Annotated in this window: 24 protein-coding genes; 12 read left to right on the forward strand and 12 right to left on the reverse strand. The window is 69.1% G+C overall.

Translation table 11 applies throughout. From position 1 onward, the window contains the following. Positions 1-3: 3 nt before the first annotated feature. Positions 4-723 carry a CAP domain-containing protein gene (locus tag QSK25_RS38545; protein ID WP_285645815.1) on the reverse strand — a complete coding sequence of 240 codons (720 nt, stop codon included), beginning with the start codon at positions 721-723 and terminating at the stop codon, positions 4-6. A 63-nt stretch (positions 724-786) separates the two neighbouring features. Here QSK25_RS38545 and QSK25_RS38550 point away from each other — a divergent pair, with 63 nt between their 5' ends. Genes QSK25_RS38550 through smc form a run of 4 tightly spaced genes read left to right on the forward strand, consistent with a single transcriptional unit; the run spans position 787 to position 5,945 of the window. Further along, on the forward strand, positions 787-1,077 hold the full coding sequence (locus QSK25_RS38550; RefSeq protein WP_285645911.1) for an acylphosphatase: 291 nt from the start codon (positions 787-789) through the stop codon (positions 1,075-1,077). A 33-nt stretch (positions 1,078-1,110) separates the two neighbouring features. Then, the gene (locus QSK25_RS38555) at positions 1,111-1,617 is read left to right on the forward strand and encodes a sigma-70 family RNA polymerase sigma factor (protein WP_285645816.1); all 507 of its coding nucleotides are present in this window, start codon (positions 1,111-1,113) and stop codon (positions 1,615-1,617) included. Next, positions 1,614-2,246, forward strand: a complete 633-nt coding sequence (locus QSK25_RS38560) for an anti-sigma factor family protein (RefSeq protein ID WP_285645817.1) — start codon at positions 1,614-1,616, stop codon at positions 2,244-2,246. The genes QSK25_RS38555 and QSK25_RS38560 overlap by 4 nt, the downstream gene beginning before the upstream one ends. A 60-nt stretch (positions 2,247-2,306) precedes the next feature. Further along, a complete protein-coding gene (gene smc, locus QSK25_RS38565) occupies positions 2,307-5,945 on the forward strand; it encodes a chromosome segregation protein SMC (RefSeq protein ID WP_285645818.1) in 3,639 nt (1,212 codons plus the stop codon). A gap of 83 nt (positions 5,946-6,028) precedes the next feature. Here smc and QSK25_RS38570 read toward each other — a convergent pair whose 3' ends face one another. The 3 genes from QSK25_RS38570 to QSK25_RS38580 form a co-directional block, all read right to left on the reverse strand. Then, the gene (locus tag QSK25_RS38570) at positions 6,029-6,742 is read right to left on the reverse strand and encodes a lysophospholipid acyltransferase family protein (protein ID WP_285645819.1); all 714 of its coding nucleotides are present in this window, start codon (positions 6,740-6,742) and stop codon (positions 6,029-6,031) included. A 25-nt stretch (positions 6,743-6,767) separates the two neighbouring features. Further along, positions 6,768-7,106, reverse strand: a complete 339-nt coding sequence (locus QSK25_RS38575; RefSeq protein ID WP_285645820.1) for a hypothetical protein — start codon at positions 7,104-7,106, stop codon at positions 6,768-6,770. A gap of 117 nt (positions 7,107-7,223) precedes the next feature. Then, the gene (locus QSK25_RS38580; RefSeq protein ID WP_285645821.1) at positions 7,224-7,661 is read right to left on the reverse strand and encodes a tetratricopeptide repeat protein; all 438 of its coding nucleotides are present in this window, start codon (positions 7,659-7,661) and stop codon (positions 7,224-7,226) included. Positions 7,662-7,750: 89 nt separating this feature from the next. Between QSK25_RS38580 and QSK25_RS38585 the strand changes: the two genes are divergently transcribed. Then, positions 7,751-8,674 carry a GNAT family N-acetyltransferase gene (locus QSK25_RS38585; protein ID WP_285645822.1) on the forward strand — a complete coding sequence of 308 codons (924 nt, stop codon included), beginning with the start codon at positions 7,751-7,753 and terminating at the stop codon, positions 8,672-8,674. On the opposite strand, the gene QSK25_RS38590 is transcribed toward QSK25_RS38585, so the two are convergent. Next, entirely contained in the window at positions 8,624-10,183 is a 1,560-nt protein-coding gene (locus QSK25_RS38590; protein WP_285645824.1) for a sodium:solute symporter, read from the reverse strand. The two genes, QSK25_RS38585 and QSK25_RS38590, sit on opposite strands and share 51 nt — an antisense overlap. Beyond that, positions 10,171-11,295 carry an anhydro-N-acetylmuramic acid kinase gene (locus QSK25_RS38595; RefSeq protein ID WP_285645913.1) on the reverse strand — a complete coding sequence of 375 codons (1,125 nt, stop codon included), beginning with the start codon at positions 11,293-11,295 and terminating at the stop codon, positions 10,171-10,173. The genes QSK25_RS38590 and QSK25_RS38595 overlap by 13 nt, the downstream gene beginning before the upstream one ends. Positions 11,296-11,415: 120 nt before the next feature. On the opposite strand from QSK25_RS38595, the gene ftsY reads away from it, so the two are divergent. Next, positions 11,416-12,690 (forward strand): signal recognition particle-docking protein FtsY, encoded by a 1,275-nt coding sequence (gene ftsY, locus QSK25_RS38600; protein WP_285645826.1) that lies wholly within the window; start codon positions 11,416-11,418, stop codon positions 12,688-12,690. A gap of 164 nt (positions 12,691-12,854) precedes the next feature. Here ftsY and rfbH read toward each other — a convergent pair whose 3' ends face one another. The 3 genes from rfbH to QSK25_RS38615 form a co-directional block, all read right to left on the reverse strand. Then, positions 12,855-14,168 (reverse strand): lipopolysaccharide biosynthesis protein RfbH, encoded by a 1,314-nt coding sequence (rfbH, locus tag QSK25_RS38605; protein ID WP_285645828.1) that lies wholly within the window; start codon positions 14,166-14,168, stop codon positions 12,855-12,857. Continuing rightward, entirely contained in the window at positions 14,165-15,286 is a 1,122-nt protein-coding gene (locus QSK25_RS38610) for a nucleotide disphospho-sugar-binding domain-containing protein (protein WP_285645830.1), read from the reverse strand. Before QSK25_RS38610 ends, rfbH begins: the two co-directional genes overlap by 4 nt. Before the next feature lie 78 nt (positions 15,287-15,364). After that, positions 15,365-16,111, reverse strand: a complete 747-nt coding sequence (locus QSK25_RS38615; protein ID WP_285645832.1) for an IclR family transcriptional regulator — start codon at positions 16,109-16,111, stop codon at positions 15,365-15,367. A 76-nt stretch (positions 16,112-16,187) separates the two neighbouring features. On the opposite strand from QSK25_RS38615, the gene aceB reads away from it, so the two are divergent. From aceB to QSK25_RS38630, 3 genes are all read left to right on the forward strand, one after another. Further along, complete coding sequence (gene aceB / locus QSK25_RS38620; RefSeq protein ID WP_285645834.1) at positions 16,188-17,672, forward strand: malate synthase A; 1,485 nt, start codon at positions 16,188-16,190, stop codon at positions 17,670-17,672. Next, complete coding sequence (locus tag QSK25_RS38625; RefSeq protein ID WP_285645835.1) at positions 17,672-18,841, forward strand: DUF6986 family protein; 1,170 nt, start codon at positions 17,672-17,674, stop codon at positions 18,839-18,841. Before aceB ends, QSK25_RS38625 begins: the two co-directional genes overlap by 1 nt. Positions 18,842-18,916: 75 nt before the next feature. Beyond that, positions 18,917-19,384, forward strand: coding sequence for an Imm1 family immunity protein (locus QSK25_RS38630; RefSeq protein WP_285645837.1), 468 nt, complete (start codon positions 18,917-18,919; stop codon positions 19,382-19,384). Position 19,385: 1 nt separating this feature from the next. Here QSK25_RS38630 and QSK25_RS38635 read toward each other — a convergent pair whose 3' ends face one another. Continuing rightward, positions 19,386-22,571 (reverse strand): NACHT domain-containing protein, encoded by a 3,186-nt coding sequence (locus tag QSK25_RS38635; RefSeq protein WP_285645839.1) that lies wholly within the window; start codon positions 22,569-22,571, stop codon positions 19,386-19,388. 64 nt (positions 22,572-22,635) lie between these two features. Between QSK25_RS38635 and QSK25_RS38640 the strand changes: the two genes are divergently transcribed. Next, positions 22,636-23,916, forward strand: a complete 1,281-nt coding sequence (locus QSK25_RS38640; protein ID WP_285645841.1) for an FAD-dependent oxidoreductase — start codon at positions 22,636-22,638, stop codon at positions 23,914-23,916. On the opposite strand, the gene pucL is transcribed toward QSK25_RS38640, so the two are convergent. Together pucL and uraD are read right to left on the reverse strand one after the other, a co-directional pair. Further along, a complete protein-coding gene (pucL, locus tag QSK25_RS38645) occupies positions 23,843-24,721 on the reverse strand; it encodes a factor-independent urate hydroxylase (protein ID WP_285645842.1) in 879 nt (292 codons plus the stop codon). The genes QSK25_RS38640 and pucL overlap by 74 nt on opposite strands. A gap of 4 nt (positions 24,722-24,725) precedes the next feature. Then, positions 24,726-25,208 (reverse strand): 2-oxo-4-hydroxy-4-carboxy-5-ureidoimidazoline decarboxylase, encoded by a 483-nt coding sequence (gene uraD, locus QSK25_RS38650; protein WP_285645843.1) that lies wholly within the window; start codon positions 25,206-25,208, stop codon positions 24,726-24,728. Between the two features lie 138 nt (positions 25,209-25,346). Here uraD and QSK25_RS38655 point away from each other — a divergent pair, with 138 nt between their 5' ends. Both QSK25_RS38655 and QSK25_RS38660 read left to right on the forward strand, forming a co-directional pair. Further along, a complete protein-coding gene (locus QSK25_RS38655; RefSeq protein WP_285645846.1) occupies positions 25,347-26,093 on the forward strand; it encodes a hydroxypyruvate isomerase family protein in 747 nt (248 codons plus the stop codon). Further along, the gene (locus tag QSK25_RS38660) at positions 26,090-26,947 is read left to right on the forward strand and encodes an NAD(P)-dependent oxidoreductase (RefSeq protein WP_285645847.1); all 858 of its coding nucleotides are present in this window, start codon (positions 26,090-26,092) and stop codon (positions 26,945-26,947) included. Before QSK25_RS38655 ends, QSK25_RS38660 begins: the two co-directional genes overlap by 4 nt.

A 26,947-nucleotide genomic window follows, 5' to 3' on the forward strand; every position in this document is an offset into this window, starting at 1 on the left:
CGGTCAGCGGCCGAAGTTCTGGGTCCAGTAGTTGCCGCGGGTGTCCAGCCCCACGCCCATCGTCGTGAAGCTGCAGTTCTCGATGTTCTCCCGGTGACCGGTGGACTTCATCCACCCGTCGACCACGGCGGCGGCGTCCCGGTAGCCCATCGCGATGTTCTCGCCGCCCGGCTTCGGGTAGCCGGCCTCGCGCATGCGGACGTCGAACGTCCTGCCGTCCTGCGAGGTGTGCGAGAAGTACTTCTTGGTCGCCATGTCCGTGCTGTGGGCCTGCGCGGCGGTCGTGATCCGGTCGTCGATCACGAGGGCCTTGCATCCTGCTGCGGCACGGGCGTCGTTCACGAGGGCGAGCACGGCCTGTTCGGGCGTCTGGCCCGTGGGGGGCTTCGGCGTCTCGACGGGCGGCTTCGGCGCCTCGGGTGGCGTCGTAGTGGTGGTGGGCGCCTCAGAGGAGGAGGGCGCGGAGGAAGGCGTCGACGGAGTCGTGGTGGTGGGAGCGGAAGACGACTCGGAGGTGACGGGGCCGCCGGTGTTGTTCTCGGACGGCTGTCTGTTGGGGGCTGCCGCGTTGCCGGTGCCGAACTGGTTCGCTGCGTCCTCGGCGGTCTCCTGCTGGGCGGCGTTGGTGAAGCTGATGCCGAGAGGAGAGGTACCGGTGACGGCGAGGCCGCCGATACCGGTTGCACCGATCAGCAGGCCGAGTAAGAGGCTGCGGGCACTCACGGGTCGGGACCGTACCACTAATGGGTGACAACCCCAGAGTGCGTCGTTGGTCACCTGGTGTGACTGCGCCACCATTCGGAGGTGGACGTACGACTGAACGCGTGGGTGCGTGGACGGGTGCAGGGCGTCGGTTTTCGCTGGTGGACGCGAGCCCGGGCACTGGAACTGGGCCTGGTCGGGAGCGCTTCGAACAGGCCGGACGGGCGGGTCGAGGTCGTTGCCGAGGGTCCCCGGGAGAAGTGTGAACAACTCCTGAATGCTCTCCGTTCGGGTGAGACCCCGGGCACCGTCGAATCTGTCGGTGAGCAGTGGTCGGCAGCCAGAGGTGACCTGACCGGCTTCATCGAGCGCTGAACCGTTCTCAGAGCGATGGCGTAGTAGGGGATCGTGGACTCCTCAGAAGACGTCCTCATCCAGCTGTACGAGCGCTGGAGAGGCCCGCTGCTGCACTACGTGCTGCGGCTGGTCGACGGCGACTACCAGCAGGCAGAGGACGTCGTGCAGGAGACGTTGCTCCGCGCGTGGCGGAACCACGAGGATCTGAAACCGGACGACGCGGCACCGTGGCTCTACACGGTCGCGAAGAACCTGGTGATCTCCGGATACCGCCGCCGCAGCGCACGCGCGACCGAGGTGCCGCTCGAACCGGTGGACCTGCCGCCGGTCAGCGACCAGGTCGAACACGTGCTGCAGAAGTGGCAGATCGCGTCGGCGCTGAGGGCGCTCACGCCCGAGCACCGGACGGTCGTCATCGAGCTGTACTACCGCCGCCGCACCGTCGCGGAGGCCGCCAGGACGCTCGGCATCCCGCCGGGCACGGTCAAGTCGCGCTGCTTCTACGCACTGCGGGCGCTGCGCGACGCACTGGAGGAAAGAGGGGTGACCGAGGCGTGAGCTGCCAGCACACCGTCGACGTCGGCGCCTACCTCTTCGGCTCGCTCGACCTCGAGGAACGAGCCGCGTTCGAACGTCATCTCGCCGGCTGCGACTGCTGTCAGGCCGAGATGCTGCGGCTGGCCCCGCTGCCGGGACTGCTCGGCCGCCTGACCCTGGAGGACGTCGAGGACCTCGACGAGATCCCGGCACCGCCACCGGCCCCGCGACGCGATCGCCGCGTGCTCGTCGCGTGCGCGGCCGTCCTGGTGCTGTTCGCGCTGGCCGGAGGCAGTTTCTTCCTGACCCGGCCGCAGCAGCCCGTCGCGGCACCACCGTCGAGCACGGCACCGCCACCGCCGCCGAAGTGGAGCGCGAAGGACGCGGCGACCGGCGTCGACGGCGAGGCCGAGATGGTCTCGAAGTCGTGGGGCACCGAGATGTGGTTCAAGCTCGACGAGGTCAAGCCGGGCGCGCGTTGCAAGGTGATCGTGTTCGACCGGCGGGGGCAGCGCGAGGTCGGCGGCTGGTGGGGGTCCGACCACGCCCCTGACGAGCGGATTCCCGGATCGACGTCGTTCCGCGTCGACCAGATCGACCGGCTGGAGGTGTCGGACGAAAGCGGGCTGCTGGTCACTCTCCGTCCCTAGAAACGCAGGTCAACCCCAGCCTCCCGCACCGCCCGCAAGCGTTTGGGTACTCTGCCCGGCGTGCATCTCAAGAGCCTGACGCTGAAGGGCTTCAAGTCCTTCGCCTCGGCTACCACGCTGCGCTTCGAGCCCGGCATCACCTGTGTGGTCGGCCCCAACGGGTCCGGCAAGTCCAACGTGCTCGACGCGCTGCGGTGGGTGATGGGCACGCAGGGTGCCAAGGACCTGCGCGGCGGCAAGATGGAGGACGTCATCTTCGCCGGCACGTCCGGCCGCGCGCCGCTCGGCCGCGCCGAGGTGACGCTGACGATCGACAACGCCGACGGCATGCTGCCGATCGAGTACACCGAGGTGTCGATCACCCGCCGCATGTTCCGCGAGGGCGCCACCGAGTACGAGATCAACGGCAACTCGTGCCGCCTGATGGACATCCAGGAACTGCTGTCGGACTCCGGCATCGGCCGCGAGATGCACGTGATCGTCGGTCAGGGCCAGCTCGCCGCGATCCTCGAGTCCAAGCCGGAGGAACGCCGCGCGTTCATCGAAGAGGCCGCCGGCGTCCTGAAGCACCGCAAGCGCAAGGAAAAGGCGCTGCGCAAGCTCGAGGCGATGCAGGCGAACCTGACGCGCCTCACCGACCTCACCGCCGAACTGCGCCGCCAGCTCAAGCCCCTGGGCAAGCAGGCCGAGATCGCCCGCCGCGCGCAGGTCGTCCAGTCCGAACTGCGGGACTCGAAGCTCCGCCTGCTCGCCGACGACCTGGTGACGCAACGGGAAGCCATCGCGCAGGAGGAGCACGACGAGGCGAAGGCCCGCGTGCGCCGCGCCGAGGTCGAGAAGTCGTTGCAGTCCGCGCAGTACCAGCAGAACGAGCTCGAGGAACGGGTCGCCGCCGACTCGCCGAAGCTCCAGGCCGCGCAGGACACCTGGTACCGGCTGTCCGCTTTGGAGGAACGCCTCCGCGGCACGGTCCGCCTCGCCGCCGAACGCGCGCGCCACCTGTCCGACGTGGTCGACGCTCCCAGCAGGGGCCGCGACCCCGACGACCTCGACCGCGAGGCCGAGGAGACCGCCGAGATGGAGCTGGAGCTCCAGGAAGGCGTCACCGAGGCCCGCATCGCGCTCGCCGAAGCCGTGGAGACGCGCGCCGAGCTGGAGCGCATGGTCTCGCAGGCGGAGAAGGCGCACATCGCCGCCGTCCGCGCGATCGCCGACCGCCGCGAGGGCCTCGCGAGGCTCTCCGGTCAGGTGGAAGCGTTGCGCAGCAAGACGAACGCGACCGCCGAGGAGATCGAACGCCTCTCCGGCACGCTCGCCGAGGCCTCCGAACGCGTCGAGTTCGCCTCGGTCGAACTGGCCGAGGCGCAGGCCGTCACCGGCTACGAGGACGAGGGCGACAACGACCTCGACGAACGCCACCGGCACGCCGTGCAGTCCAACGACGCCGCACGCCAGCGCGTCGAGGAACTCGTGAAGGCCGAACGCGCCGCGGAACGCGACATCGCGTCGTGGCGCGCCCGCGTCGACGCTCTCTCGTTGGGCCTCACGCGCAAGGACGGGGCGGGCGCGCTGCTCGCGTCGGACGTGCCGGGCCTGCTGGGGTCCGTGGCCGCGTTGCTGACCGTCGAACCGGGCTTCGAGGTCGCGCTCGCCGCCGCCCTCGGCCCGATCGCCGACGCCGTCGCGGTGTCGTCCGGCGAGGGTGCGCTCCAAGCCCTGAAGCTGTTGAAGGAGAAGGACGCCGGCCGCGCGGGCGTGCTGATCGGCTCCTCCGGGTCCGCTGTGGACACCACGCAGTGGGGCCACCTGCCCCACGGCGCGCGCTGGGCCATCGACGTCGTGCACGCCCCCGAGGCGTTGCGCCCGGCCCTCGCCCGTGCCCTCGACCGCCTCGCGGTGGTGGAGGACCTGGACTCCGCGGCCCGGTTCCACGGCAGGGCCGTCACCAGGGACGGAGACCTCTTCGGCACGGACTGGGCCATCGGCGGTTCGGGTGCCCAGGGTCAGAGCGTCATCGAGGTGCAGGCCGCCGTCGACGAGGCGCAGGAGCAGCTCGCGACCGCCGAACGGGCGCTGGAGCACGCTTCGGCCGCCCTCGAAGGCGCCCGCGCCGAGCAGCAGGCCCGCCGCAAGGTGCTCGACGCGGTGAAGGAAGCCATGCAGGAGGCCAAGGTCCGCCAGGCGCGGTCCGGCGAACGCCTCAACCGCATGGCCGCTGCCGTCCGGTCCGCCGAGGCCGAGGTCAGCCGCATCAGCGACCAGCGCGCCAAGGTCGAGCAGTCCCGCGAGGACGCCCTGATGAAGCTGGGCGAGCTCGAAGAGCGGCTGCTGATGGCCGAAGAAGAGCAGACGATGGACGACGAGCCGGACACCGAGCAGCGCGACGCGCTGGCCGCGGAACTGGCTCAGGCGCGTCAGAGTGAGATGGACGCGCGTCTGGTGCAGCGCACCGCGGAAGAGCGCGCTCGGGCCGTGCAGGGCAAGGCAGAGGGTCTGCGCCGTGCCGCACGCGCTGAGCGTGAGGCCCGCGAACGGCACGCACGCGCGACGGCCCACCGTGCGCGCGGTGCCGTCGTCGCGAAGGCCGTCGCCCGAGGCGGCGAACAGGCGCTGGAACGCATCGAGATCTCGCTGGCCCGTGCCGCCCGTGAACGCGACCTCGCCCAGGAACGCCGTCAGCAGCACGAACTCCTGCTGACCCAGGTGCGCAACGTGGTCCGCGAGATGTCCGGCGAGCTGGAGAAGCTCGTCGACGCCGTGCACCGCGACGAGGTGCTCAGGGCCGAGCAGCGGATGCGCATCGAGCAGCTGGAGACGAAGATCGCCGAGGACTTCGGCATCGGTCTCGACGACCTGATCAACGAGTACGGCCCGGACTGCCCGGTGCCCGCGTCCGCCGCCGAGATGGCCGAGTACCAGGCCGCCAAGGAACGCGGCGAGCAGGTCTCCGAGCCGCAGCCGATGCCGTACGACCGCGACACCCAGGCCCGCCGCGCCAAGCGCGCCGAACGCGACCTCTCGTTGCTGGGCAAGGTGAACCCGCTCGCGCTCGAGGAGTTCGCCGCGCTGGAGGAGCGCTACAAGTTCCTCTCCACGCAGCTCGAGGACATCAAGGACACCCGCCGCGACCTGCTCACCGTCGTGAAGGAGGTCGACGACAAGATCCTCGAGGTCTTCACGCTGGCCTACGAGGACGTGGCGCGCGAGTTCGAGATCGTCTTCAAGGTCCTGTTCCCCGGCGGCGACGGACGGCTGGTGCTGACCGAGCCCGACGACATGCTGACCACCGGCATCGAGCTGGAGGCCCGCCCGCCCGGCAAGAAGGTCAAGCGCCTGTCGCTGCTCTCCGGTGGCGAGAAGTCACTGGCCGCCGTCGCGATGCTGGTCGCGATCTTCCGCGCCCGCCCCTCACCGTTCTACGTCATGGACGAGGTCGAGGCGGCGCTGGACGACACGAACCTGCACCGGCTGATCGGCCTGTTCCAGCAGCTGCGGGACCGTTCGCAGCTGCTGATCATCACGCACCAGAAGCCGACCATGGAGATCGCGGACGCGCTCTACGGCGTCTCGATGCGCGGTGACGGCATCTCGCAGGTGATCTCGCAGCGGCTGCGCACGTCGGCCGACGAGCCGGCCCGTGCCGAGAAGCCCGCGGCACCGGTTGCGGAAACGCCGGAACCGGCGGGCGAAGAGGACTGAGGGGCGGCCGGGCTTCAACCAGCCCCGCCTTCTGCACGGGCTGCGTCCGCGCGGTGCCCCGCCTCCGCGAAGGTACCGCCCGGTCAGACGCCGCGAGCGTCCAGCGCGGCCGCTTCCGCCGGCGTGGGCGCGGTGCCACCGAGGTGCGCGGGGGCCCACCAGGCACCCGGTTCCGCGGGGTAGTCGCTCTGCGCGGTGTCGAGGAGTTCCTGCATCCGCTTGCGCAGCAGGTCGTCGCCGGAGTCACCGGGGGAGGCCTCGAAGGGCTCGCCGATGAGGATGGTGATCGGCACGTGCCGCTGGGTCAGGTCCTTGGGACGGCCCTTGGTCCACAGCCGCTGCGTGCCCCACAGCGCGACGGGGATGAGCGGAACGCCGGCCTCGTGCGCCAGGCGGTTCGCGCCGGACTTGATGTCCTTGACCGTGAACGAACGGCTGATCGTGGCCTCGGGGAAGATCCCGACGACCTCGCCGGTGCGGAGCGCGGACAGGGCCTGCTGGTAGGAGGCCTGGCCCGCGCTCCGGTCGACGGGGATGTGGTGCATGCCGCGCATGAGCGGGCCTGCGATCTTGTTGGCGAAGATCTCGTGCTTCGCCATGAACCGCGTGAGGCGCCCCGAGAGGTACGCGCCGTAGCCCGCGAAGATGAAGTCGAGGTAGCTGACGTGGTTCGACGCCAGCACGGCTCCACCCGTGCGCGGGACGTGGTGCGCCCCCTCCACGGTGATCCGCAGGTCGAGTACCTTGAACATGGTCTTCGCTGCGGCGATCACCGGGGGATATACGCGATCCGACATGCTTCCGAACGGTAGCCTAAAAAAGCTACTGACCGGTAGGCGCCCCTTCGTGTTCTCGCATGACCTTGGGCACGCCCGCCAGGTCCTCCTCGTTGCAGAGCAACTTGAGGTCGTAGTACGGGTTGCCGTGCCTGTCGTCGTAGTCGAGATGGACCGCGATCACGTCCACGGGTTCGCCCAGCCAGTCCTGGGTCTGCCGCAACCAGGCGGCAGCGCGTTCCAGAGCTGATGGCAGATCATCGTCTCGGAATTCGACCGGCCGGTAGGGAACTCCCTGGACACCGTCCCGGTTGTTCGCCGGCAAGGGCAGGTCGACGGCCACCCCGGATTCGTTGAGATCGAGTTGGATCGTTTCCTCACTCACCGTAGAAGAGTCCCCCACCCTCACCTGGCCTGCAAGCCCGAATATGGGTGTCGTGCCCGACCGTGCGGCGGCATACCAGCGCGCGCGGGCACGCCGGTGTGAGTGTTGTCTCCCGGCTCACCGCGAGTTCTGGAGGAACGCGATGTCGCGCTTGACCTTCGTGATCCGGTCGTGGGTGGGCACGAGCACCCTGGCCAGCGCGGACCGGAGCAGCTCCAACTCCTGCGCGGCACCCTCCGGATCACCGGCCTGGTAGCGCAGGTTCGCGAGCAGTTGCCTGGTCTCCAGGACCTCGTCGTGCTCCGGCCCGTGCACCCGGACGAGGTCGTCCAGCAGCGGCTCGCAGACCTCCACGGCCTTCCTGAACTGCTTCGCGGTGCCGAGGACCTTCGTGAGCATGAGTCGCACACCGAGCGTGCGGGGGTCGTCGGCGCCCACTTCGCGCACGTGGTCCCTGGCGAGGGTCCGGAACTCGGAGGCGGCGCCGCGGAAGTCTCCGGCGTGCGCCTTGGCCTCGGCAGCGGCGGTGCGGACGGCCAGTTCTTCTGACGACACCCCTGCCATTTTACCGGGCCGCGCGACCGTTACCTGAGAGCCGGGAAAACTCCCTCGCGTCGAACGGCCGTGCGAGTGACCATCTCCTCATGTACGACATCCGTTTCGCCGAACCTGGCGACCTCGGCGCCACGATGGCGCTGCTGGTCCGGCTCCAGGCCGACAACGCGCACCACATCGGGTACCTCGGTGAGACAGTCGAAGAGCTCCGCGCGGAGCTCGGCGAGTTCGAGCCGAGCTGGGCCGACTGCACGGTGGTGGCCGTCGACGCCGACGACAACATCACCGGCATGCTCAGCGTGGAGATCGACGCCGAGCTCGGCCGTGCGTGGCTGCACGGACCGTTCGTCGACGTACCGGTCAACCACCCGGCGGGCAGCCGCATCTGGGACCAGACCGCCGACGCGCTGTTCCGCCGCGCCACCGAGCTCCTCACCGGCATCACCGACCTCGAGCTCTACGGGCACACGGCCCACCGGCGGTTGGCGGCGTTCGCCGAGAGGCACGCCTTCAACGCCGGCAAGGCCAGTGCCATCCACATACTCGACAACGGGGACCTGCGCACGTTGCTGCTGAGGGACGCCAAGTGCCCCAGCGAACGCGAGATGCGCGTCCTCCCGACCGATCGGTTCGTGCACGAGGCCGTCGCGGTCCTGCACGAGCGATGTTTCCCCCGCACGTACCTGTCCGGGAAACAACTCGTCGAATCCGATCCCAAAGCCCGCACCGTCGTCGTCGCGATGGACGGCGAACGCGTGCTCGGGTACGCCGCGGGCAAAGCGCAGCCCGAGGAGTACTACGTCGACTTCGTGGCCGTCGAACCCGATGTTCGCGGTCAGGGCGTCGGCGCGGCCCTCATCACCGAACTGCTCTGGAAGCTCGCGGCCGAGCACGGGGCCCGGCCGCAGGCCGCCGCATCGATCCACGCGGGCAACGAGTCGTCGCAGAACATGTTCGCCCGCCTAGGATTCCGACTTCACATCGAGCTCGTCTCGTACAGGCACACCGCGTGAATGACGCAATGACAACAAACCACCTACCAGCAAGGTGACCGCCACCCCCAGGGGCGTGTTCCACCAGCCGGTCAGGGACTTCAGGTCGGCCGTGGCCTTCCCGAAGTCGATCGTCGGAGTGCTGCCGGCGAACTTGACCCCGAGAATCACGAAACCGACGACCAGCACCGTCGCCACGAACGCGATGATCGCGTCCACCTGCGTGACGCGCTTGAAGACCAGGCCGAGGAGGAAGGCCCCGAGCAGCGCGCCGTAGGTGTACCCGGCGATGCCCAGCGCCTGCACCACGATCGGATCCGCCGTGGTCTTGTTCGAGGAGGCGAACAGACCCGCGCAGACGATCAGCAGACCCGCCCACACCAGGGTCCAGATCCGGCCGTGGCGCAGGCGTTCGTCGTCGGTCATCGGGGTCTTGCGGACGCGTTCGTAGACGTCCGTGACGGTGCTGGAGGCCAGAGCGCCCAGCGAGGACGAGAGCGCGGCCGCGAGGATGCCGGCGATCACGAACCCGGACAGGCCCGACGGCAGCTCGTTGACGATGAAGTAGCCGAAGAGCTCGTCCTTGTTGCCGAGCTTCAGGTCCTTCACCGGGTCGACGCCGTTGTAGAAGGCCCACATCATCACGCCGATGAACAGGAAGAACGCGAACTGCAGGAACACCACGAAACCGGAGGCGATCAGCGCCTTCTGGGCGGACTTCACGTCCTTCGTGGACATCAGCCGCTGCACGATCAGCTGGTCCGCGCCGTGCGAGGCCATCGACAGCAGCGCGCCGCCGAAGAACGCCGCGACGAACGGGTAGGCGCCGGTCAGCGGCGACGAGGTGAAGTCGAAGACCTGGAACTTGTTGACGTCCGCGGCCTTCGCCAGCCAGCCGTCGGGGAGTTCGCTCGACAGCCACCAGATCACGACCAGGCCGCCCAGGACGTACCAGAGCATCTGGATGGCGTCGACCCACACGACCGCGCGCACACCGCCGAAGAAGCTGTAGAACACCATCGCGATGCCGAGCGCGAGGATGATCGTCCAGTAGCCGGCGTCGATGCCGTACTGGGCGAGCACGAGCTTGATCGGGATGGCCGTCGCGAAGAGCCGGATGCCGTCCGCGAGCAGACGCGTGAAGAGGAACGTCACCGACGCCGTCGCGCGCATGCCGTTGCCGTAACGCTTGCCCAGGAACGCGTACGCGGTGACGAGGTCACCGGCGATGTAGCGCGGCAGCAGCACGAAGCTCACCACGATGCGTCCGACGATGTAGCCCAGCGCGAGCGTCAGGTACGTCATGCCACCCTGCGCGGGTGTCGCCACGTACGCGATCACCGGCACGCTCAGCACCGTGAGCGTCGAGGTCTCCGCCGAGACCACCGACAGGCAGACCACCCACCACGAGATGCGCTTCTCGCTGACGAAGTAGTCGGTGGACGACTTCTGCCTGCCGCCGATCCACATGCCGAGCAACGGCATCCCGACGAGGAACAGGGCGATGATCGCGAGGTCTAGTCCGCGCATTTCGGTTCCCCCACAGTCAGCTTGGTCGGTGCGGTGGTGACGGGTTCGGGCATCCGCAGCGGGCCGGCGCCGGGCGTGATGCTGCCGAGCAGCCGCGGCCCCGACGCACCGGTCGCGGACGGCGTGTTGCCCGCGATCCCGTGCCACGTCAGGAATCCGAGCAGCGCGGCCAGGTAGGCCTCCTTGCCGTCGCGCGGCAGGCCCAGCGAATCGCTGATCCGCAACGGGATCGGGTCCAGAGCGGCTTCGAGCGCCTTGACCAGCACGGGGTTGCGCATGCCGCCGCCGGACGCGACGACGGTGCTCGCGTCGTGCGCGCGGCAGGCGTCGGCGATGGTGCGGGCGGTGAGTTCGACGAGCGTCCGGAGCATGTCCTCGGCCTGGACCGTGGGGAAGCCGCTCAGGTACTCGGCGTTGAAGTGCTCCTTGCCCGTCGATTTGGGCCACGGCTTGGCGTAGTACGGGTCGGCGAGGAGCTTCTTGAGCACGTCCTCCCGGACCGTGCCCCTGCTCGCGAACTCGCCGTCGGTGTCCTGGCGCCGTTCACCGTGGGAGAGGACCTCCATGACGGCGTCCATCAGCGCGTTGCCCGGCCCTGTGTCGTAGGCGATCGGCGGGCTGCCCGGTCTCACGACGGTGATGTTGGCGATGCCGCCGATGTTGAGCGCCACGGCGTCGTCCTGCATGCCCGCGAGCCACAACGCGTCGAGCGTGCTCGCCAGCGGTGCGCCGTGTCCTCCCGCGGCGACGTCGCGCACCCGCAGGTCGGCGACCACCGGGACGCCCGTGCGTTCGGCGATCCAGGCGGGCTGGCCGAGCTGCAACGTGCCGAGGCAGTCGCCGTCCTGCACCTCGTGGTGCACCGTCTGCCCGAGCGAGCAGATCAGGTCCGCCGGCAGGTACCCGGCGGCGACTTCACCGAAAGCCTGCCCGAGCGACGTGTCGAAGGCGCACACTTCAGCGAGGTCCCGCGGCTTGGCCAACAGGTCCTTCGGGAACGGGTGCTCGGCGCACTGCACCGGCACGAGCTCGACGACGTCGCCCACGATCGACAGGTCGGCGACGGCGACGTCGATGCCGTCCATCGACGTGCCGGAAATCAGTCCGATCACCCTCACGACGTGTGGTCTATTCCACACCGTGGCCAGGCGCAAGAGCTTTGGTGAAATCTTCGCCTAATTGAGCAGTACATGGTTGACAGGTCACATCAGCGTCTGTGAAACCATGAGCCCGTGTCGACGTCCTCCCTTGTCCTGATCCTCGTCGTCGTGGCGGTCGTGCTGATCGCCGCGCTGGTGACCGGTGTGGTGCTGACGCGTCGCCGCCGCATCAGCCTGACCCAGAAGGAGGAGACGCCGAAGCCCGGCGGCTACCAGGTGGAGTCGGGGATCTCGTTCACCCCGGCCGCCCCCGACGCCGTCGTCGAGGCGGTGGTCGTACCGCCGGTGGAGCACCCGGTGGCAGACCGGACCGAGGTGGACGGCCAGCCGGGCGTCGGCGACGACGCCTCCGTGCCGCGCGACTCGGTGAAGCGCGGCTTCGTCGAGGTCGACCTGCCCGTCGAGGCGTCCGAGGTCGAGGAGATCGAGCCCACCGCCGGCCGGTTGGAACGGCTGCGCGGCAAGCTCTCCAAGTCGCGCAACGCGTTCGGCACCTCGTTGCTGGGGCTGCTGGGCGCCGGCGACCTGGACGAGGACTCCTGGCAGGACGTCGAGGACACGCTGCTGATCGCCGACCTCGGCGCGGCCACCACGTCCGACATCGTGTCGACGCTGCGCTCGAAGATCGCCGGGTCGGGTGTGCGGACCGAGGCCGAGGCGCAGGCCCTGCTGCGCGGGGTGCTGGTCGACGCGCTGGGTCCGAAGATGGATCGTTCGCTGAAGGCGCTGCCGCACGAGGGCAAGCCCGCCGTGTTGCTGGTGGTGGGCGTCAACGGCGTCGGCAAGACGACGACGACCGGCAAGCTCGCGCGGGTGCTGGTCGCCGACGGCCGCACGGTGCTGCTCGGCGCCGCCGACACGTTCCGCGCCGCCGCCGCCGACCAGCTGGAGACGTGGGGCAAGCGGGTCGGCGCGGAGACCGTGCGCGGGCCCGAGGGCGGCGACCCGGCCTCGGTCGCGTTCGACGCGGTCAAGCGCGGCATGGACGCCGGGGTCGACACGGTGCTGATCGACACCGCCGGCCGGTTGCACACCAAGGTCGGGCTCATGGACGAGCTCGGCAAGGTGAAGCGCGTGGTCGAGAAGCAGGCCGTGGTCGACGAGGTGCTGCTGGTGCTGGACGCCACCACCGGTCAGAACGGCCTCACGCAGGCGCGCGTGTTCGCCGAGCAGGTCGACATCACCGGCATCGTGCTGACCAAGCTGGACGGCACGGCCAAGGGCGGCATCGTGTTCCAGGTGCAGCGCGAGCTCGGGGTGCCGGTGAAGCTCGTCGGCCTGGGCGAGGGCGCCGACCACCTGGCTCCGTTCGAGCCGGGCGCCTTCGTCGACGCCCTGCTGGGCTGAACAACTGCCCGGAAACCCCTGAGCCACCTTCACGTTTCCCTGTCGCACGCGGGGCCCTCGCGTGCGCTCAGCGCGAACGAAAGCTCCCCGCGTGCACTCCGGCAACGTGAAACGCGCTCGCGAAGCGGTGCGACCGCGGACGGGACTTCCGGCCCAGTGCTGGGCTACGCCGCGACCCGCACGCTCGCCTTCATGAAGGTGCGGATCGACGACGTCACGTAGTCGATCATCTCCTCGGTCAGCCGCGGGTGCGTGCCGAGCCAGAACGTGCGCTCGGTGATCAGGTCGCTGTTCGCGAGCGACCCCGACACGCGGTGCTCGACGTCGCGGTACGCGGGCTGGCGCAGCAGGTTGCCGCCGAACAGCAGCCGCGTGGCGATCTTGCGGTCGTCCAGGTACCGGACGAGGTCGTTGCGGGAGAACGGCAACGACGGGTCGAGCGTGAGCAGGAAGCCGAACCAGGCCGGGTCGCTGCCCTCGGTGGCGACCGGCAGGACCAGCCCCGGCACGCCTTCGAGCCCGTCGCGCAGCAGCTGCCAGTTGCGGCGGCGGGCTTCCGCGAAGCGGTCGAGCTTGCCGAGCTGCGTCACGCCCAGCGCGGCGTTGAGGTCGGTGGACTTCAGGTTGTAGCCGATGTGCGTGTAGGTGTACTTGTGGTCGTAGCCCGCGGGCAGGGTGCCCATCTGCCACTCGAACCGCTTGAAGCAGGTGTTGTCCTTCGCGGGCTCGCACCAGCAGTCGCGGCCCCAGTCGCGCATGGACTCCATCACCCGCGCGAGCCTCAGGTTCGACGTGGCGCACGCGCCGCCCTCACCGGTCGTGATGTGGTGGGCCGGGTAGAAGCTGAGCGTCGAGACGTCGCCGAACGTGCCGGTGAGCCGGCCGTTCAGGGTGGACCCGAAGCCGTCGCAGTTGTCCTCGACCAGCCACAGGTTGTGGTCGCGGGCGATCCGGGCGATCGCGGCCGCGTCGAACGGGTTGCCGAGCGTGTGGGCGAGCGCGATCGCCTTGGTGCGCGGACCGATCGCGGCCTCGATCGCCTCGGGCGTGGCGTTGTAGGTGCCCAGTTCGACGTCGACGAAGACGGGCACGAGCCCGTTCTGGATGGTCGGGTTCACGGTCGTGGGGAAGCCCGCCGCCGCGGTGATCACCTCGTCGCCCGGCTGGAGCGCGCGGTCGCCGAGGGCGGGTGAGGTCAGCGAGCTGATCGCGACCAGGTTCGCGCTGGAGCCCGAGTTGACCATCAACGCCTTGCGCAGCCCCAGTTTCCGCGCGATGCCGGACTCGAACTCGCGGGTGTGCGCGCCCGCGACGATCTTCAGGTTGAGCGCGGCCTGCACGAGCGCCACCCGGTCGTCGGCGTCGAACACCGCGCCGCCGGTGAGCACCGGCGTCTGGCCGGGCACGAACCTGGCCTCCTCCTCGGAGGCTCTGTGGTAGGCCAGGGTGGCGGCCAGGACGACTTCCTCGGCACTCATGCGAGCACTCCCTGCAGCTGGGCGACGACCTCGGACGGGGACAGCAGGCCGGCGTTCTCCCCGCGGAGCTCTTCGGCCTTGCGACGGGCGTGCGGGGTGTTCAGCAGCCCCAGCACGGCCTCGCGGACGTTCTCGGCACCGGACTCGCCGGGGTGCAGGCAGATGCCCGCTCCGGCCTGGGCGATCCGGTCGCCGTGTTCGAAGTGGACGCACATCTGCGGCAGCACGAGCTGCGGCAGGCCGTTCGCGAGCGCGGCGAACACGCTGCCCGCGCCGCCGTGCGTGATGGCGACCGAGGACGTGCGCATCAGGTCGTGCAGCGGGACACCGGGCACCACCCTGACGTTCGAGGGCACGTCGGCGCAGTGCAGGCCCGAGCCGGCGGCGACGACCACCTCGACGTCCACGTCCGACAACGCGGTCAGCGTCCGCGACAGCACCGAGTCGTGGTCGCCGGAGATCGGCACGTTCCCCAGCGTCACCGCGACCCTCGGCCGCGCGCTCTCGTCCAGCAGCCACTCGAGCAGCACCGCGGAACCGTTGAACGGCAACCAGGTCATGGGCAGCGACGGGCACTCCGGGGTACCGGTCTGCAGGCTCGGCGGGCACACGTCGACCCACCACTGCGGCGGGTTCGGCCGTCCCCAGGCCCCGTAGAGCGGTGCGAGGCGGCGGTCGGACTCGGCGTCGACCTCCGGCGGCAGCGTGAGGCCCCAGCCGTGCTTGATGCGCGGGATGCCGTGCCGGGCGGCGACGACGGGGCCCGCGTACTCCCAGGACGTGTGGAGGAGCAGGTCAGGCCGGAACCGCCGGGTGACGGCGTCGACGGCGTCGATCACGCGGTGCGCCAGCGGGACGTAGTAGCTCGCGACGTGGTCGGCCAGCGACTCGGCACCGGCCCGTTGCGCCGGCCTGGTGGCGTGGTCCGGGGCGAGTTCGGACAACGAGACGTCGGCGCCGAGCGACACCGACGACAGGCCCGCGCGGGCAGCCACTCCCGCCATCGAGTCGGGCAGCGCGACCACCACGTGGTGGCCCGCGCTGCGCAGGGCCCAGAGCAGCGGGATCATGGGGTAGAAGTGGCCCTGATTCGGGCAACTCGTCACCAGGATCTTCATGTCCGAAGACCGTAGGGTGACGTGCGCCACCACCCGGTAATCGCTGGTGGCACCGCTCTCACATGGCGAAATGCCAGGTCAGCCGACAGCGGCCTGATCAGCGAGGCGCTGCGCCACGGCCAGCACCTCGGGCAGGATCCGGTTCACCGCGTCCTTGGTGAGCCGTCCTTCCGGGCCGGACACCGACACCGCGGCGAGCGTCGGCCCGCCGATCACCGGCACCGCGATGCACCGCACCCCGAGCTCCTGCTCCGACTCGTCCAGCGCGAACCCGCGTTCGGCGATCTCGTCGAGCGAGTCGAGCAGTTCGGACGCGTCCGTGATCGTGTTCGAGGTGTAAGCGGGCAGACCGGTGCGTTCCAGCAGCGCTTTCACGTCGCCGCGCGGGAGCTGCGACAGCATCGCCTTGCCCACGCCCGTGCCGTGCGGCAGCAGCCTTCGGCCCACCTCGGTGAACATGCGCATCGAGTGCTTCGACGGCACCTGTGCCACGTAGACGACCTCGTCGCCGTCCAGTACGGCCAGGTTCGCCGTCTCCTCCACCGAGTCGACCAGCTGCGACAACAGCGGGCGCGCCCAGGTGCCGTACTGGCGGGAGGCCGTCTCGCCGAGGCGGATCAGCCGCGAGCCGAGGGTGTAGCGCCGGTTGCTGTTCTGGCGCACATAGCCCAGCGTGACAAGGGTGCGGATGAGGCGGTGGATCGTGGGCAGGGGCAGACCGGACGTCGCGGCCAGCTCCGACAACGACGCCTCGCCACCTGCGTCTGCCAGGCGTTCCAGCAGGTCGAAGGCTCTTTGCAGGGACTGCACGCCACCAGTGGACACGTGCGGCTCCTCTCATTGCAGTTCCGCAATGCAAAAACTATAGTCCACACAGCAAAACCTAGAGAGGTGGATCCAGGTGCAGGTGCTCACCGAAGAGGCTCTTGAGTTCGTCGCGAAGCTGCACGAGGCGCACGCCGCCCGCAGGGACGAGTTGCTCGCCCTTCGCAAGGAGCGCCGGCCCCTCGGGTTCCTGCCGGAGACGCAGGACGTGCGGGACGGCGACTGGCAGGTCGCCGAGGCGCCCGAGGCGTTGCGGGACCGCCGCGTCGAGATCACCGGGCCCACCGAGCGCAAGATGACGATCAACGCGCTCAACTCCGGTGCCAAGGTGTGGCTCGCCGACCTCGAGGACGCGAACACGCCGCACTGGGACAACGTCGTGCAGGGGCAGGTCAACCTGTACGAGGCCGCGCGCGAGACGATCGAGTTCACCTCGCCGGAGGGCAAGGAGTACAAGCTCAAGGGCGGGCCGTACCCGACGATCGTCGTCCGGCCGCGCGGGTGGCACCTCGACGAGCGCAACCTCCAGTTCGGCGGCAAGAACGCCGTGGGTGCGTTGGTGGACTTCGGTTTGCACTTCTTCCACAACGCCGAGCTCGGCAAGCCGTACTACTACTTGCCGAAGATGGAGTCGCACCTCGAAGCACGGCTGTGGAACGACGTCTTCACGACGGCGCAGCAGTTGTTGAACGTTCCGCACGGCACGATCCGCGCCACGGTGCTCATCGAGACGATTCCGGCCGCGTTCCAGATGGAGGAGATCCTCTACGAACTGCGCGACCACGCGTCGGGGCTCAACGCCGGCCGGTGGGACTACCTCTTCAGCGTCATCAAGTACTTCCGCGACGCCGGTGCGGACTACGTGCTGCCGGACCGCAACAGCGTCACGATGACGGCGCCGTTCATGCGCGCGTACACCGAGCTTCTGGTGAAGACGTGCCACAAGCGCGGGGCGTTCGCCATGGGTGGCATGGCGGCGTTCATCCCCAACAGGCGTGATCCCGAGGTCACCGAGAACGCGCTGCGCAAGGTCCGCGAGGACAAGACGCGCGAGGCGAACGATGGTTTCGACGGTTCGTGGGTGGCGCATCCTGACCTCGTGCCGATTTGCCGGGAGATCTTCGACGGGGTGCTGGGGGACCGGCCCAACCAGATCGACAAGCAGCGTCCGGAGGTCAGCGTCACGGCCGAGCAGCTGCTCGACTTCAAGTCGGCGGGCGGCGCGGCGACGCGGGCCGGACTCGAAGGCGCGGTCGACGTCGGCGTGCGCTACATCGCCTCGTGGCTCGGCGGCAACGGCGCGGCGGCCATCCACAACCTGATGGAGGACGCGGCCACCGCCGAGATCAGCCGCTCGCAGATCTGGCAGTGGATCAACAACAAGGTCGTGCTCGACGACGGCACCCAGGTCACGCCGGACGCCGTGCGCGAGGTGCTCGGCCGGGTCGGCGCCGAGGTCGGGGGCCCGCACGCCGCCGCGGCCGTCGAGCTGTTCGAGCAGGTCGCGTTGTCCGAGGACTTCGTGGACTTCCTGACACTGCCGGCGTACGAGCGCATCTGATGTACCGCACATCGCTGTCCCCCGAGGACGTCGCCGCCCTCACCGCCCGGCTGTCCACCGTGGAACGCAGCTGGCCGGTGGGCCGTCAGCCCGTGCACACGTGCTACGTGCCCGCCGGCCGCGTCATCGCCTCCACGGTCGCCGACTGGGGCCGGGAGGCGCTGGAGTCGATCGAACCGGACCTGCTGCCGGACCTCCCGGACGGCGTGCTGGACCGCGTCGAGGCCAAGCTCCGCCGCGAACCGGTCGAGGACCTGCGCATCGACTTCGAGGACGGCTACGGCGCGCCCGAGGACGACGTCGAGGACATGGACGCCGAGAGCACGGCCCACCTCGTCTCGCGCTGGCTCGCCGACGGCACCGTCCCGCCGTCGATCGGGCTGCGTGTGAAGTCGTTCGACACGCCCGAGTTGCGCGAACGCGGACTGCGCACGCTCGACATCTTCCTGACAGCTCTGGAAGAAGTTCCGCCAGGTTTTACGATCACTTTTCCCAAGGTGACATCTGTCGACCAGGTCGAGGTGTTCGCCGACGTCCTCGACCTCTTCGGCGGCGACCTGAAGTTCGAGATCCAGGTCGAGACCACGCAGTCGATCGTGGACGCCGAAGGCCGCCTCGCCATCCCCCGGTTCATCGCCGCGGGCCGCGGCAAGGTGACAGGTCTGCACTTCGGCACCTACGACTACACGGCGGGCTGCGGACTGTCCGCCGCACAGCAACACCTGGCCCACGGCGCGTGCGACTTCGCCCGCCACGTGATGCAGGTTTCCGCAGCTGGGACGGGTGTGCGCCTGTCCGACGGCTCCACCAACGTGCTGCCCGTCGGTGACGGCAAACAGCACGGCTGGGACACCCACTACCGCCTGACCCGCCGCTCTCTGGAGAACGGTTTCTACCAGGGATGGGACCTCCACCCGGCCCAGCTCGTGACGAGGTACGCCGCCGTCTACGCCTTCTACCGCGAGGGCCTCGAAGCCGACGCGGCCCGCCTCAAGTCGTACGTCCAGCGCGTCTCCGGAGGCGTTCTGGACGAGCCGGCCACCGCCCAGGCGCTCTCGGCGTTCTTCCTCCGTGCGGTGGACTGCGGAGCGCTCGATCCGGTGGAAGTGCAGGTCGCGACCGGTCTCGACGAGTCAGGACTGCGCAACCTGGTCGCCCGGTCGAGCTGATCGGGTCATCACCCGTTCGTGTGGTTCTGTCAATGGGTGTCGAATAGTGCGGGCAATGGGTGCAGGGTGACTCGCATGAGCATGCGAGCCGGCCTCTGGACGGGGCTACCCGACCTCGACAGGGCCGAGCACAAGTACCAGGTGGTGGCGTGCGACGGCGACGTCGACACGTTGATCAGGCTGCTGGCCCGCCCGGAGTGCAACGACGGCTCGCTCGACCACTTCGGCCGCAACCTCACCCCCGAGGGCGACCCCGACCACAACGTGGTGCTCGCGGTGCGCGGCGAGTGGGGCTACGTGTACTACGTGGACAACACCTTCATGGGCTGGCCGAAAGGCTGGTCCGAGGCGCCGTACGTCAACGAGAAGTACACCGACTTCCCGCCCGGTGTCGGAGTTCCACTGGACGTGTTCCGGCAGCTGCTGATCGAGTTCATGATCTCGGGGGAACGGCCGACCGGCGTCGACTGGTACTCCGAGGCGGACCTGTTCCACTCGTGGCGGGACCAGCAGATGGCCCTGCGCACCTCCGAGAATCGCTGACTCACCGAGGCAACGGGTCCGGGATCCGTTCCACGGTGACCCGGAAACGTTCGTTCGCGGCTATCACCGCCACGCACGCTTTGAGGCCGTCCGTGGTGGTGTTCTCGTCCAGGCCCAAAGCCTTTCGGCAGTCCGCGTCGATGGTGGCGAAGAGGTCGCTCAGGTAACTGATCTGCACCTCCTTCGGGCGGTCCGGCAGCGCGCCGAGCCGGAGCGCGTCCGCGCGGTCGACCAGCACGGAGACGGTGCCACAGGCGGCCATCTGCTGGAGGAACTGCGGGGTCGGTGGCGCGGTCCGCAGGTCGAAGACCATGGAGGACTTGCGCGCGAACTCCAGGTCGGAGCAGAGATCACCCTTGACGCCGTCGACGAGAGCCTCCGGCGACAGGTCGCCTTGGGACGGGTTCAGCCACTGGCTCAGCCTGCGGTTCGCCACCTCCCTCGCCCTGCCGGTGAGGTCGGCGTCGCGGAAGGCGATGACGCTGGACCGGCTCCCATCACGCCCGACCAGGCGTGAGGACACGATGTTCAGGTCCACCACCAAATAAGGAGTGTTCCACCGCTGGTAGTGCCAGGGGTGGGAATCTTCCTCAGTCATGTACAGGTCGAACAGTTCGACCGATGCCGGGCCAGTTCTCCCCTCCAGGTCGGCGTGCACGAAGGTGATCGCGACGGGCCTCCTGCTCAACCGCTGGGCAGTGGAGATGCCCACAAGGATGTCGTGCCACTCGGCGGGTTCGATCATGCCGAACTCGCCGACGACCACGACGTGTTCGAGTTCAGGAGCGCTGCGCAGGACGCCCTCGTCCGGGACTTTGTCCCTGATGGCAGCGAGTACTGCGGCGTCCGCCTTCGTGCGTTGCAGGTGGGGCGTCCACTCCTGCGGCGGGATGTAAGCGAAACACGCGGTGTTCTGACCGACGGTCACTCGGGCCATCGGAGCGCGCTCGCCGAACCGGTCCGCGGTTCGGCAGTCCGCAGGCCTGCCGGTCCACGCCACGACGGCCGAACAGACGAGGACCAGCGCTGCACCTCCCGTCACCACGATCCTGAGCAGCGGACGCCTGCGCGGCGGTGGCTGGTCCGCCGATGTCGTCACCAGCCGGTCCTGCAACAGCCTGTGCCCGAACTGATGTGCCGTGCCCGCCCTGCGCAGCAAGCCGCGGTCTGTCGCGTCCCGCTCGAACGCGTGCAGTCTCCACGGCAGGCGGCCGAGACAGGCGAGCTTCACCCTGGCCGTCAGGAATCGTGGCCAGGCGCGGGTCGACGCGAGCATCGCCGCGAAGGCCGCGGCGAACGGGACGCCGGTCAGCACGAGCCACCCCGCGTCGGCCGGAGAGTTCAGGTAGACCTCCAGCGAGGGCAACGCGAGGTCGGTGACCCTCGGCAGCCCGAACGCCCCAGCGAGCCGCTGGCCGAAGTAGTGGCCGAACGGAGAGGACACGACGGCCAGGAGAACACCGAGCACTCCGATCACCGACCCCGAGGCGGCTGCCGCCACGAAGGTCGATCTTCGCTCGCGCTTCAACTCGTCCCGCTCGGCTCGCGTCGTGCGACCGGCGACGGAGCGGTCGACGAGCATCTCGTGCAGCCCGACGCCGAGGCCGCACGCCACCGCCGAACCAATCGTGACGAACACCAGGACAGAGATGCTCGTCAGGTCCTGGGCGGTACTGAAGGCGAAGTCCTCCTTGGGAGCGCCGGCGGCCAGAGCGGCTGCTCCGACCGCGGTGAACCCGACAGCCATTCCGCCGCGGAACCCGCGTAGTCGCCGCTTTGGTCGTGTCCCGTCCACGGTCCGATGCCGATAGCCCAGCCAAGCAGCCGTAACGATCCCTCCCACGTACAGGGACTCCAGCGCGTTCATGGGCGGCGGCAGAACGCGGGGCACTGCTACGAACGCCACCAGCAGCAGCCCGTAGCCGACGAGGGCTCCCACGAGGAGCGGAGCCATCGGCCTCACGGTGCGGTAGGCGAGTTTTCGCCAGGTGATCTCGCGGTCGTCGTGGTGGTGCATGTGTTGCGCGAGGTAGGTGAGCCATTTCCGGGCCTGCTTCGACGTCCACCCGCCTCCCGGGGCCTCGGCCGGATAGGCGGATTCCAGTCGCAGGTCGACCAGGTGGTCCTCGACGGTGTGCTTGGTGGGGAACCTCGTCTTGTCCATCAGTGCGGACGGATCGCGTTCGAGGTAGGTGGAGGTGAACAGCGAGAGCATCAGCGGCGTGGTCAGGGCGGCTGCCAGCGGTCCGGCAGGCCGGGAGCGGACGTGCTCGGCCACCGCCGCCCACGCCGGTACCTCGGCCAGTCCGGCCAGCAGGTCGCCGGGCTGCACCGGCAGGACCTCGACGGCCGGCGCGTTCAGGAGCACCGGGGCGCTGCCCGCCACGGTTTCCTCGTACTCGACGGTGCGGCAGGTGACGACGAGCATGCGGTCGCCGGTGAGCATCTCGTTGATGCGCTGGACCGCACGCCGGCGGAAGTGTTCCGGCAGCTCGTCGAGGCCGTCCAGCACCGGCAGGAGTTTGCGGGCCCTGAAGAGTTTTTCGGGGGTGGAGTGATCGCCTGCGTAGTAGGAGTTCGCGATCTTGTGGACCATCCAGCGGTCCAGGCCGTCCCTGACCGGGTCCCACGACGAGAGCGAGAGGTAGACGGCCACCGGGTGGTCGCCCGTCCAGCGGCGGAGCAGGCCCACGGCGAGCGCGATCGCGACGAACGTCTTGCCGGCGCCCGGCTCGCCGAGCACGATCATGCGCTTCTTGCCGACGGGCTGGTCGAACCGCTGGGCGAGACTGGCGGCCGCCCTGTCGGGGTCGCCCTCGAACCTGCCGTCGAGCGGGGACGGGCCGGAGGCGCGGTACTTGCGCCAGTCGAGTGGAATCGTTCGCTCGTCCGGGAAACCACGCACTCGGCGGTGCAGTTCGGGTTCCCACTGCTGGAGGAGCCGCAGGCGGAGGTCCTCCACGGCGTCGGCGACCGTCGGCGCGGGGTTCTGGCGGCGCAGGCGGTCGAAGGCCGTGAAGTACAGGGTGATGACCGCGGCGATGCACGAGAGGACGCTGGCCAGGGAGTCGTTGTCCTGCAACGAGTACATCAGCAGCGCGATCACGCCGGCCAGCACGACGAACGGAACGGTGGTGCGCAGAACGGCCAGCAGGGTGCGGCGTCGGCGGCTGCCGGGTTCGGTCACGTCAGCTGATCGCGGGCCCGGTTGGCGTCGTTACCCCTCAGGAACGGTCGGGTTGAATGGGGTCATGAAGGCCGTGGTGATAGGTGGGGGAATCGCCGGCTTGCTGGCCGCGCGGGTGCTGGGCGAGACGCACGACGTCGTGGTGCTGGAACGCGACGAGCTGAGCGACGAGCCCGAGTACCGGGCCGGGGTGCCGCAGGGCCGGCACACGCACGGGCTGCTGGTGCGCGGCGGTGAGCTCCTCGAAGAGCTGTTTCCGGGGTTGCGGGACGAGCTCGTCGCAAGAGGAGCTGTGCTGGCTGACGCGGGGGACATGCGGATTCTGCAGCCGGCCGGGTGGCTCGCGCGGACGCACCTCGGGTTGCCGTTGCTGTCGTTGAGCCGGCCGTTGCTGGAGACGACCATCAGGCAGCGGGTCACCGCCGAGATCGTGAGTGGTGTGCACGTCACCGGGTTGTCGATCAGCGACGGTGTGGTGGACGGGGTGCAGACGCGGGACGGGAAGGTCGACGCCGACCTGGTCGTGGACGCGTCCGGGCGGTCGTCGAAGCTGGCGGCCTGGCTCGCGGAGGCGGGGATCGTCACGCCGGAACCCGAGGTGGTCGATTCCGGGACCGGGTACGCGACCCGGTTGTACGAGGCGCCGGAGGACTTTCCGGTGGTGTACGCGGAAAGCTTGTCCGCGCCGAGCGTGTCGCGCGGGGTCGCGGCGATGCGGGTCGAGGGCGGTCGGCTGATGGTCACCGCGCAGGGAGCGAAAGGGGATCACCCGCCGCGTGACCTGGAAGGCTTCCAGGGGTTCCTGGACTCGTTGCGGGCGCCCATCTCGGAGATGCTCGCCGGCTCCGAGGCGTTGACGCCGGTATACCTGTTCGCGCGGACGGCCAGTCGGCGCAACGCTTTCGAGGACGTCGCGGAGTGGCCCGGTGGACTGGTGGCGGTGGGGGACGCGGTGTGCGCGTTCAACCCCGTGTACGGGCAGGGGATCACGGTGGCGGCGATGGACGCGCTGTTGTTCCGGCGGCACGAAGACTTCAGTGCCAAAGGATGCAGAAGGTTCCAACGCGCGGTCGCCAGGACCTCTCAGTTGCCGTGGCTCATGTCGAGCAACGCCGACCGCGGCTGGACCGAGCACCAGAAGGGCGGGCTGCTCGGCTGGTACCTGAAGAAGTGGCAGGCCGGGGTCGTGCACGACCCCGACCTGTTCACCCGCTTCGTCAAGGTCGTGCACATGGTCGCGGCGCCGGCGACCCTGCTCAACCCCGTGGTGTTCAGAAGGTTGGCAAGGTACTCCAGGCAAGGCCCGCGTCCGGGGCGTCGTCGCGCAGGATCGAGCCCTCGATGAGGCCGTACGGGCGGTCCGCGGCGTAGAAGACCTCGTTGTCGTTCTCCAGGCCGAACGCGCTCAGGTCCACCAGGAAGTGGTGCTTGTTCGGCATGGAGAGCCGCACCTCGGCTACTTCCGGACGGGCGTTCAGAACAGCCTCTCCCATCGCGTACAGCGTCTGCTGCAACGAGAGGGAGTGCTTGTCCGCGAACGTCTTCAGCATGATCGAACGGATCTCGGCGAACGACTTCGCCCAGTCGACGTCCGTGCCCGCGTAACGCCAGCGGGCCGTCACGGACGTCGCCAGGATGCGGTCGTCCGTCTCCTTCAACGTCGTGTACGGGTCCTTCGGGTAGCCGTGGAACTCCGACCCGGTCGACTTCAGCACCACCAGGTCGCGCACGCCCGACACGACCCACGCGGACGAGCCGTCGATCGTCACGGCGGTGGTGCGCTTCTCGTTCGACCCCTGGACGAACGAGTGGTCGTGGCCCTCGATGCGGTCCCACGAGTGCTCGTCGATCAGGATGCGCGCGCCTGAGATCGGTTCCTGCGAACCGACGAAGTGGCGGCCCAGCCGCAGCGCGAAGTCCTCGATCTCACCCACGGGCGCCTGCTTGGCGAACGCGTAGACGGTGTTCTTCTGCGTGTCGGTGGCGAGCACCTTCGCGTTGTCGCCGGTGAGATGCGTGTCGGCGAGGTCTCCGCGCAGCGAGGTGCTGACGGTCAGGTCTTTGATCGTGTGCACGGAACCGTTGCGCGACACGGTGACGAGGCGGTTCTCCGCCTTCCCGTACTGGTTGGGGCCCAGGACGATGGCCATGAAATCAGCTCCCGATCAGCTTCTGCAGCCGCAAGGCGGCGATCTTCGCGAGTTCGTCGTTCACGACGCGGAGCTCGACCTCCGGCGGGTTGTCCATGCGACTGGACAGGTTGCCGAGCATTTCCGCGCCGCTCAGGCCGGTCGCGCACACCAGGTAGATGTGCCCGAACCGATCCTCGTACGCGGCGTTCGCAGCCGCCAGGCGATCAGCCTGGGAGCTGTCCACACCGGACTGTTCGGACCGCGACCACTTCGCCGACACCCCACCTGTCTTCTGTCGTTCGCCGATGCGCGGGTGCCCGGCGATGGCGCCGAGCACCTCCTCGTCGGAAAGTCCTTGTGCGGCAAGTGAAGAAGCCGCGAGGAGTGCATCCACCGACGCGTAGGGCCTGCCCGCCACCACAGCGTCGATCCAGCGGGGTACCGCGAGGCACTCGGAGAGAAGAGGGCGGAGTTCGGCCTCCGGGGCGCTGTTGAAGCTGTCCACGGTTCTCCAAGTTTCTACATCGCGGAATTGAACTTCCACATTCTTGACCCGGGCCGCGCGAGATGTCTAGTGTCTCCGTAGTACGAAATCGAACTTCCGCAGAGTGGAATTTCCTCGGGTGGGAAGGAACGACCCAAGATGTTCGACGCAAACCTGTCCATGCTCTTCACCGAGCTGCCGTTGCTGGAACGCCCGCAAGCCGCGCGCGCCGCCGGGTTCGACGCGGTCGAGATCTGGTGGCCGTTCGCGGACGCCGTACCCGAGACGCGCGAGGTCGAGGCGTTCGAGGCCGCGATCATCGACGCGCAGGTGCGCCTGGTCGGCCTGAACCTCTACGCGGGCGACATGCCGGCGGGCGACCGCGGCCTCACGAGCTGGCCCGGCCGCGAGACCGAGTTCCGGGCGAACGTCGAGATCACCGCGGCCATCGCGGGCCGGCTCGGCTGCCGCACGCTCAACGCGCTGCACGGCAACTTCGAGACCACCGCCCAGACCGTCTCCCACTACCGCTTCGCCGCCGACGTCGCGGCGGAGATCGGCGCGCAGATCGTGATCGAACCGCTGAGCGGCGCGCCGCGGTACCCGATCAGGACCGCCCACCAGGCGTTCGAGCTGATCGACGAGATCGACCGCGGCAACGTGAAGCTGCTCGCGGACCTGTACCACCTCGCCACGAACGGCGACGACCTCGACACCCTCACCGACCACGTCGACCGCATCGGTCACGTGCAGATCGCCGACGCTCCCGGACGCGGTGAGCCCGGCACCGGCGAGCTGGACCTCTTCGGGCACCTCGCGAAGCTCCGCGCCAACGGCTACAGCGGTTTCGTCGGAGCCGAGTACAAGCCCGTCACCCACTCCTTCGCTTGGAGGGACAACGCATGACCCGCATCGGTTTCATCGGACTCGGCATCATGGGCGGCCCGATGGCGGCCCACCTCGTAGCCGCCGGGCACGACGTGACGGGCTTCGACCTCAGCTCCGCGTCACGGGAGAAGCTGGCAGCAGACGGCGGCAAGGCGGCCGGATCGGCTCAGGAAGCCGTCACAGGCGCCGAGGTCGTCATCACGATGCTGCCGAACCACCCGCAGGTCGAGGCCGTGATCGACGAGGTCACCTTCGACGACGGCACGCTGCTGATCGACATGAGCACGATCCGCCCGTCCACCTCGATCGACATCGCTCGCAGGCTCTCGAACGTCCGCGTGCTCGACGCGCCTGTGTCCGGCGGTCAGACCGGCGCGGTCCAGGCGTCGCTCAGCATCATGGTCGGAGGCGAGGAGCAGGACTTCGCCGCCGCCAGGCCGTTCCTGGAGGTCGTCGGCAAGACGATCGTGCACGTCGGCCCGCACGGCGCGGGCCAGGTCGTGAAGGCCGCGAACCAGCTGATGGTCGGCGGCATCTACGCGCTGGTCGCCGAGGCGATCGTGCTGCTGGAGGCGTCCGGCGTCGACCCGAAGGCGGGCCTCGACGTGCTCGCGGGCGGTCTCGCCGCGAACCGGATCCTCGACCTCAAGCGCGAGTCCATGATCGCGCGCGAGTTCCAGCCCGGCTTCCGGATCGACCTGCACCACAAGGACATGGGCATCGCACTGGACGCGGCACGCGCCGCCGACGTCGCGCTGCCGGTCACCAACCAGATCGCCGCGCTGGTCGCGGCGGCACGCGCGCAGGGTTACGGGTCGCTCGACCACTCCGCGCTGCTCAAGGTCATCGAGAACTTCGCAGGGAGGAGCTGA

Origin of the sequence: Lentzea sp. NBRC 102530 (assembly GCF_030269365.1) — a bacterium.
GTDB lineage: Bacteria > Actinomycetota > Actinomycetes > Mycobacteriales > Pseudonocardiaceae > Lentzea.

Coding starts and splice junctions, on each gene's coding strand:
- QSK25_RS38570 (WP_285645819.1), bottom strand. CDS start 6,742: ATGTCGGATCGCGTATATCCCCCGGTGATCGCCGCAGCGAAGACCATG.
- QSK25_RS38585 (WP_285645822.1), top strand. CDS start 7,751: ATGTACGACATCCGTTTCGCCGAACCTGGCGACCTCGGCGCCACGATG.
- QSK25_RS38590 (WP_285645824.1), bottom strand. CDS start 10,183: ATGCGCGGACTAGACCTCGCGATCATCGCCCTGTTCCTCGTCGGGATG.
- rfbH (WP_285645828.1), bottom strand. CDS start 14,168: ATGAGTGCCGAGGAAGTCGTCCTGGCCGCCACCCTGGCCTACCACAGA.
- QSK25_RS38610 (WP_285645830.1), bottom strand. CDS start 15,286: ATGAAGATCCTGGTGACGAGTTGCCCGAATCAGGGCCACTTCTACCCC.
- QSK25_RS38625 (WP_285645835.1), top strand. CDS start 17,672: ATGTACCGCACATCGCTGTCCCCCGAGGACGTCGCCGCCCTCACCGCC.
- QSK25_RS38630 (WP_285645837.1), top strand. CDS start 18,917: ATGAGCATGCGAGCCGGCCTCTGGACGGGGCTACCCGACCTCGACAGG.
- QSK25_RS38640 (WP_285645841.1), top strand. CDS start 22,636: ATGAAGGCCGTGGTGATAGGTGGGGGAATCGCCGGCTTGCTGGCCGCG.
- pucL (WP_285645842.1), bottom strand. CDS start 24,721: ATGGCCATCGTCCTGGGCCCCAACCAGTACGGGAAGGCGGAGAACCGC.
- QSK25_RS38655 (WP_285645846.1), top strand. CDS start 25,347: ATGTTCGACGCAAACCTGTCCATGCTCTTCACCGAGCTGCCGTTGCTG.
- QSK25_RS38660 (WP_285645847.1), top strand. CDS start 26,090: ATGACCCGCATCGGTTTCATCGGACTCGGCATCATGGGCGGCCCGATG.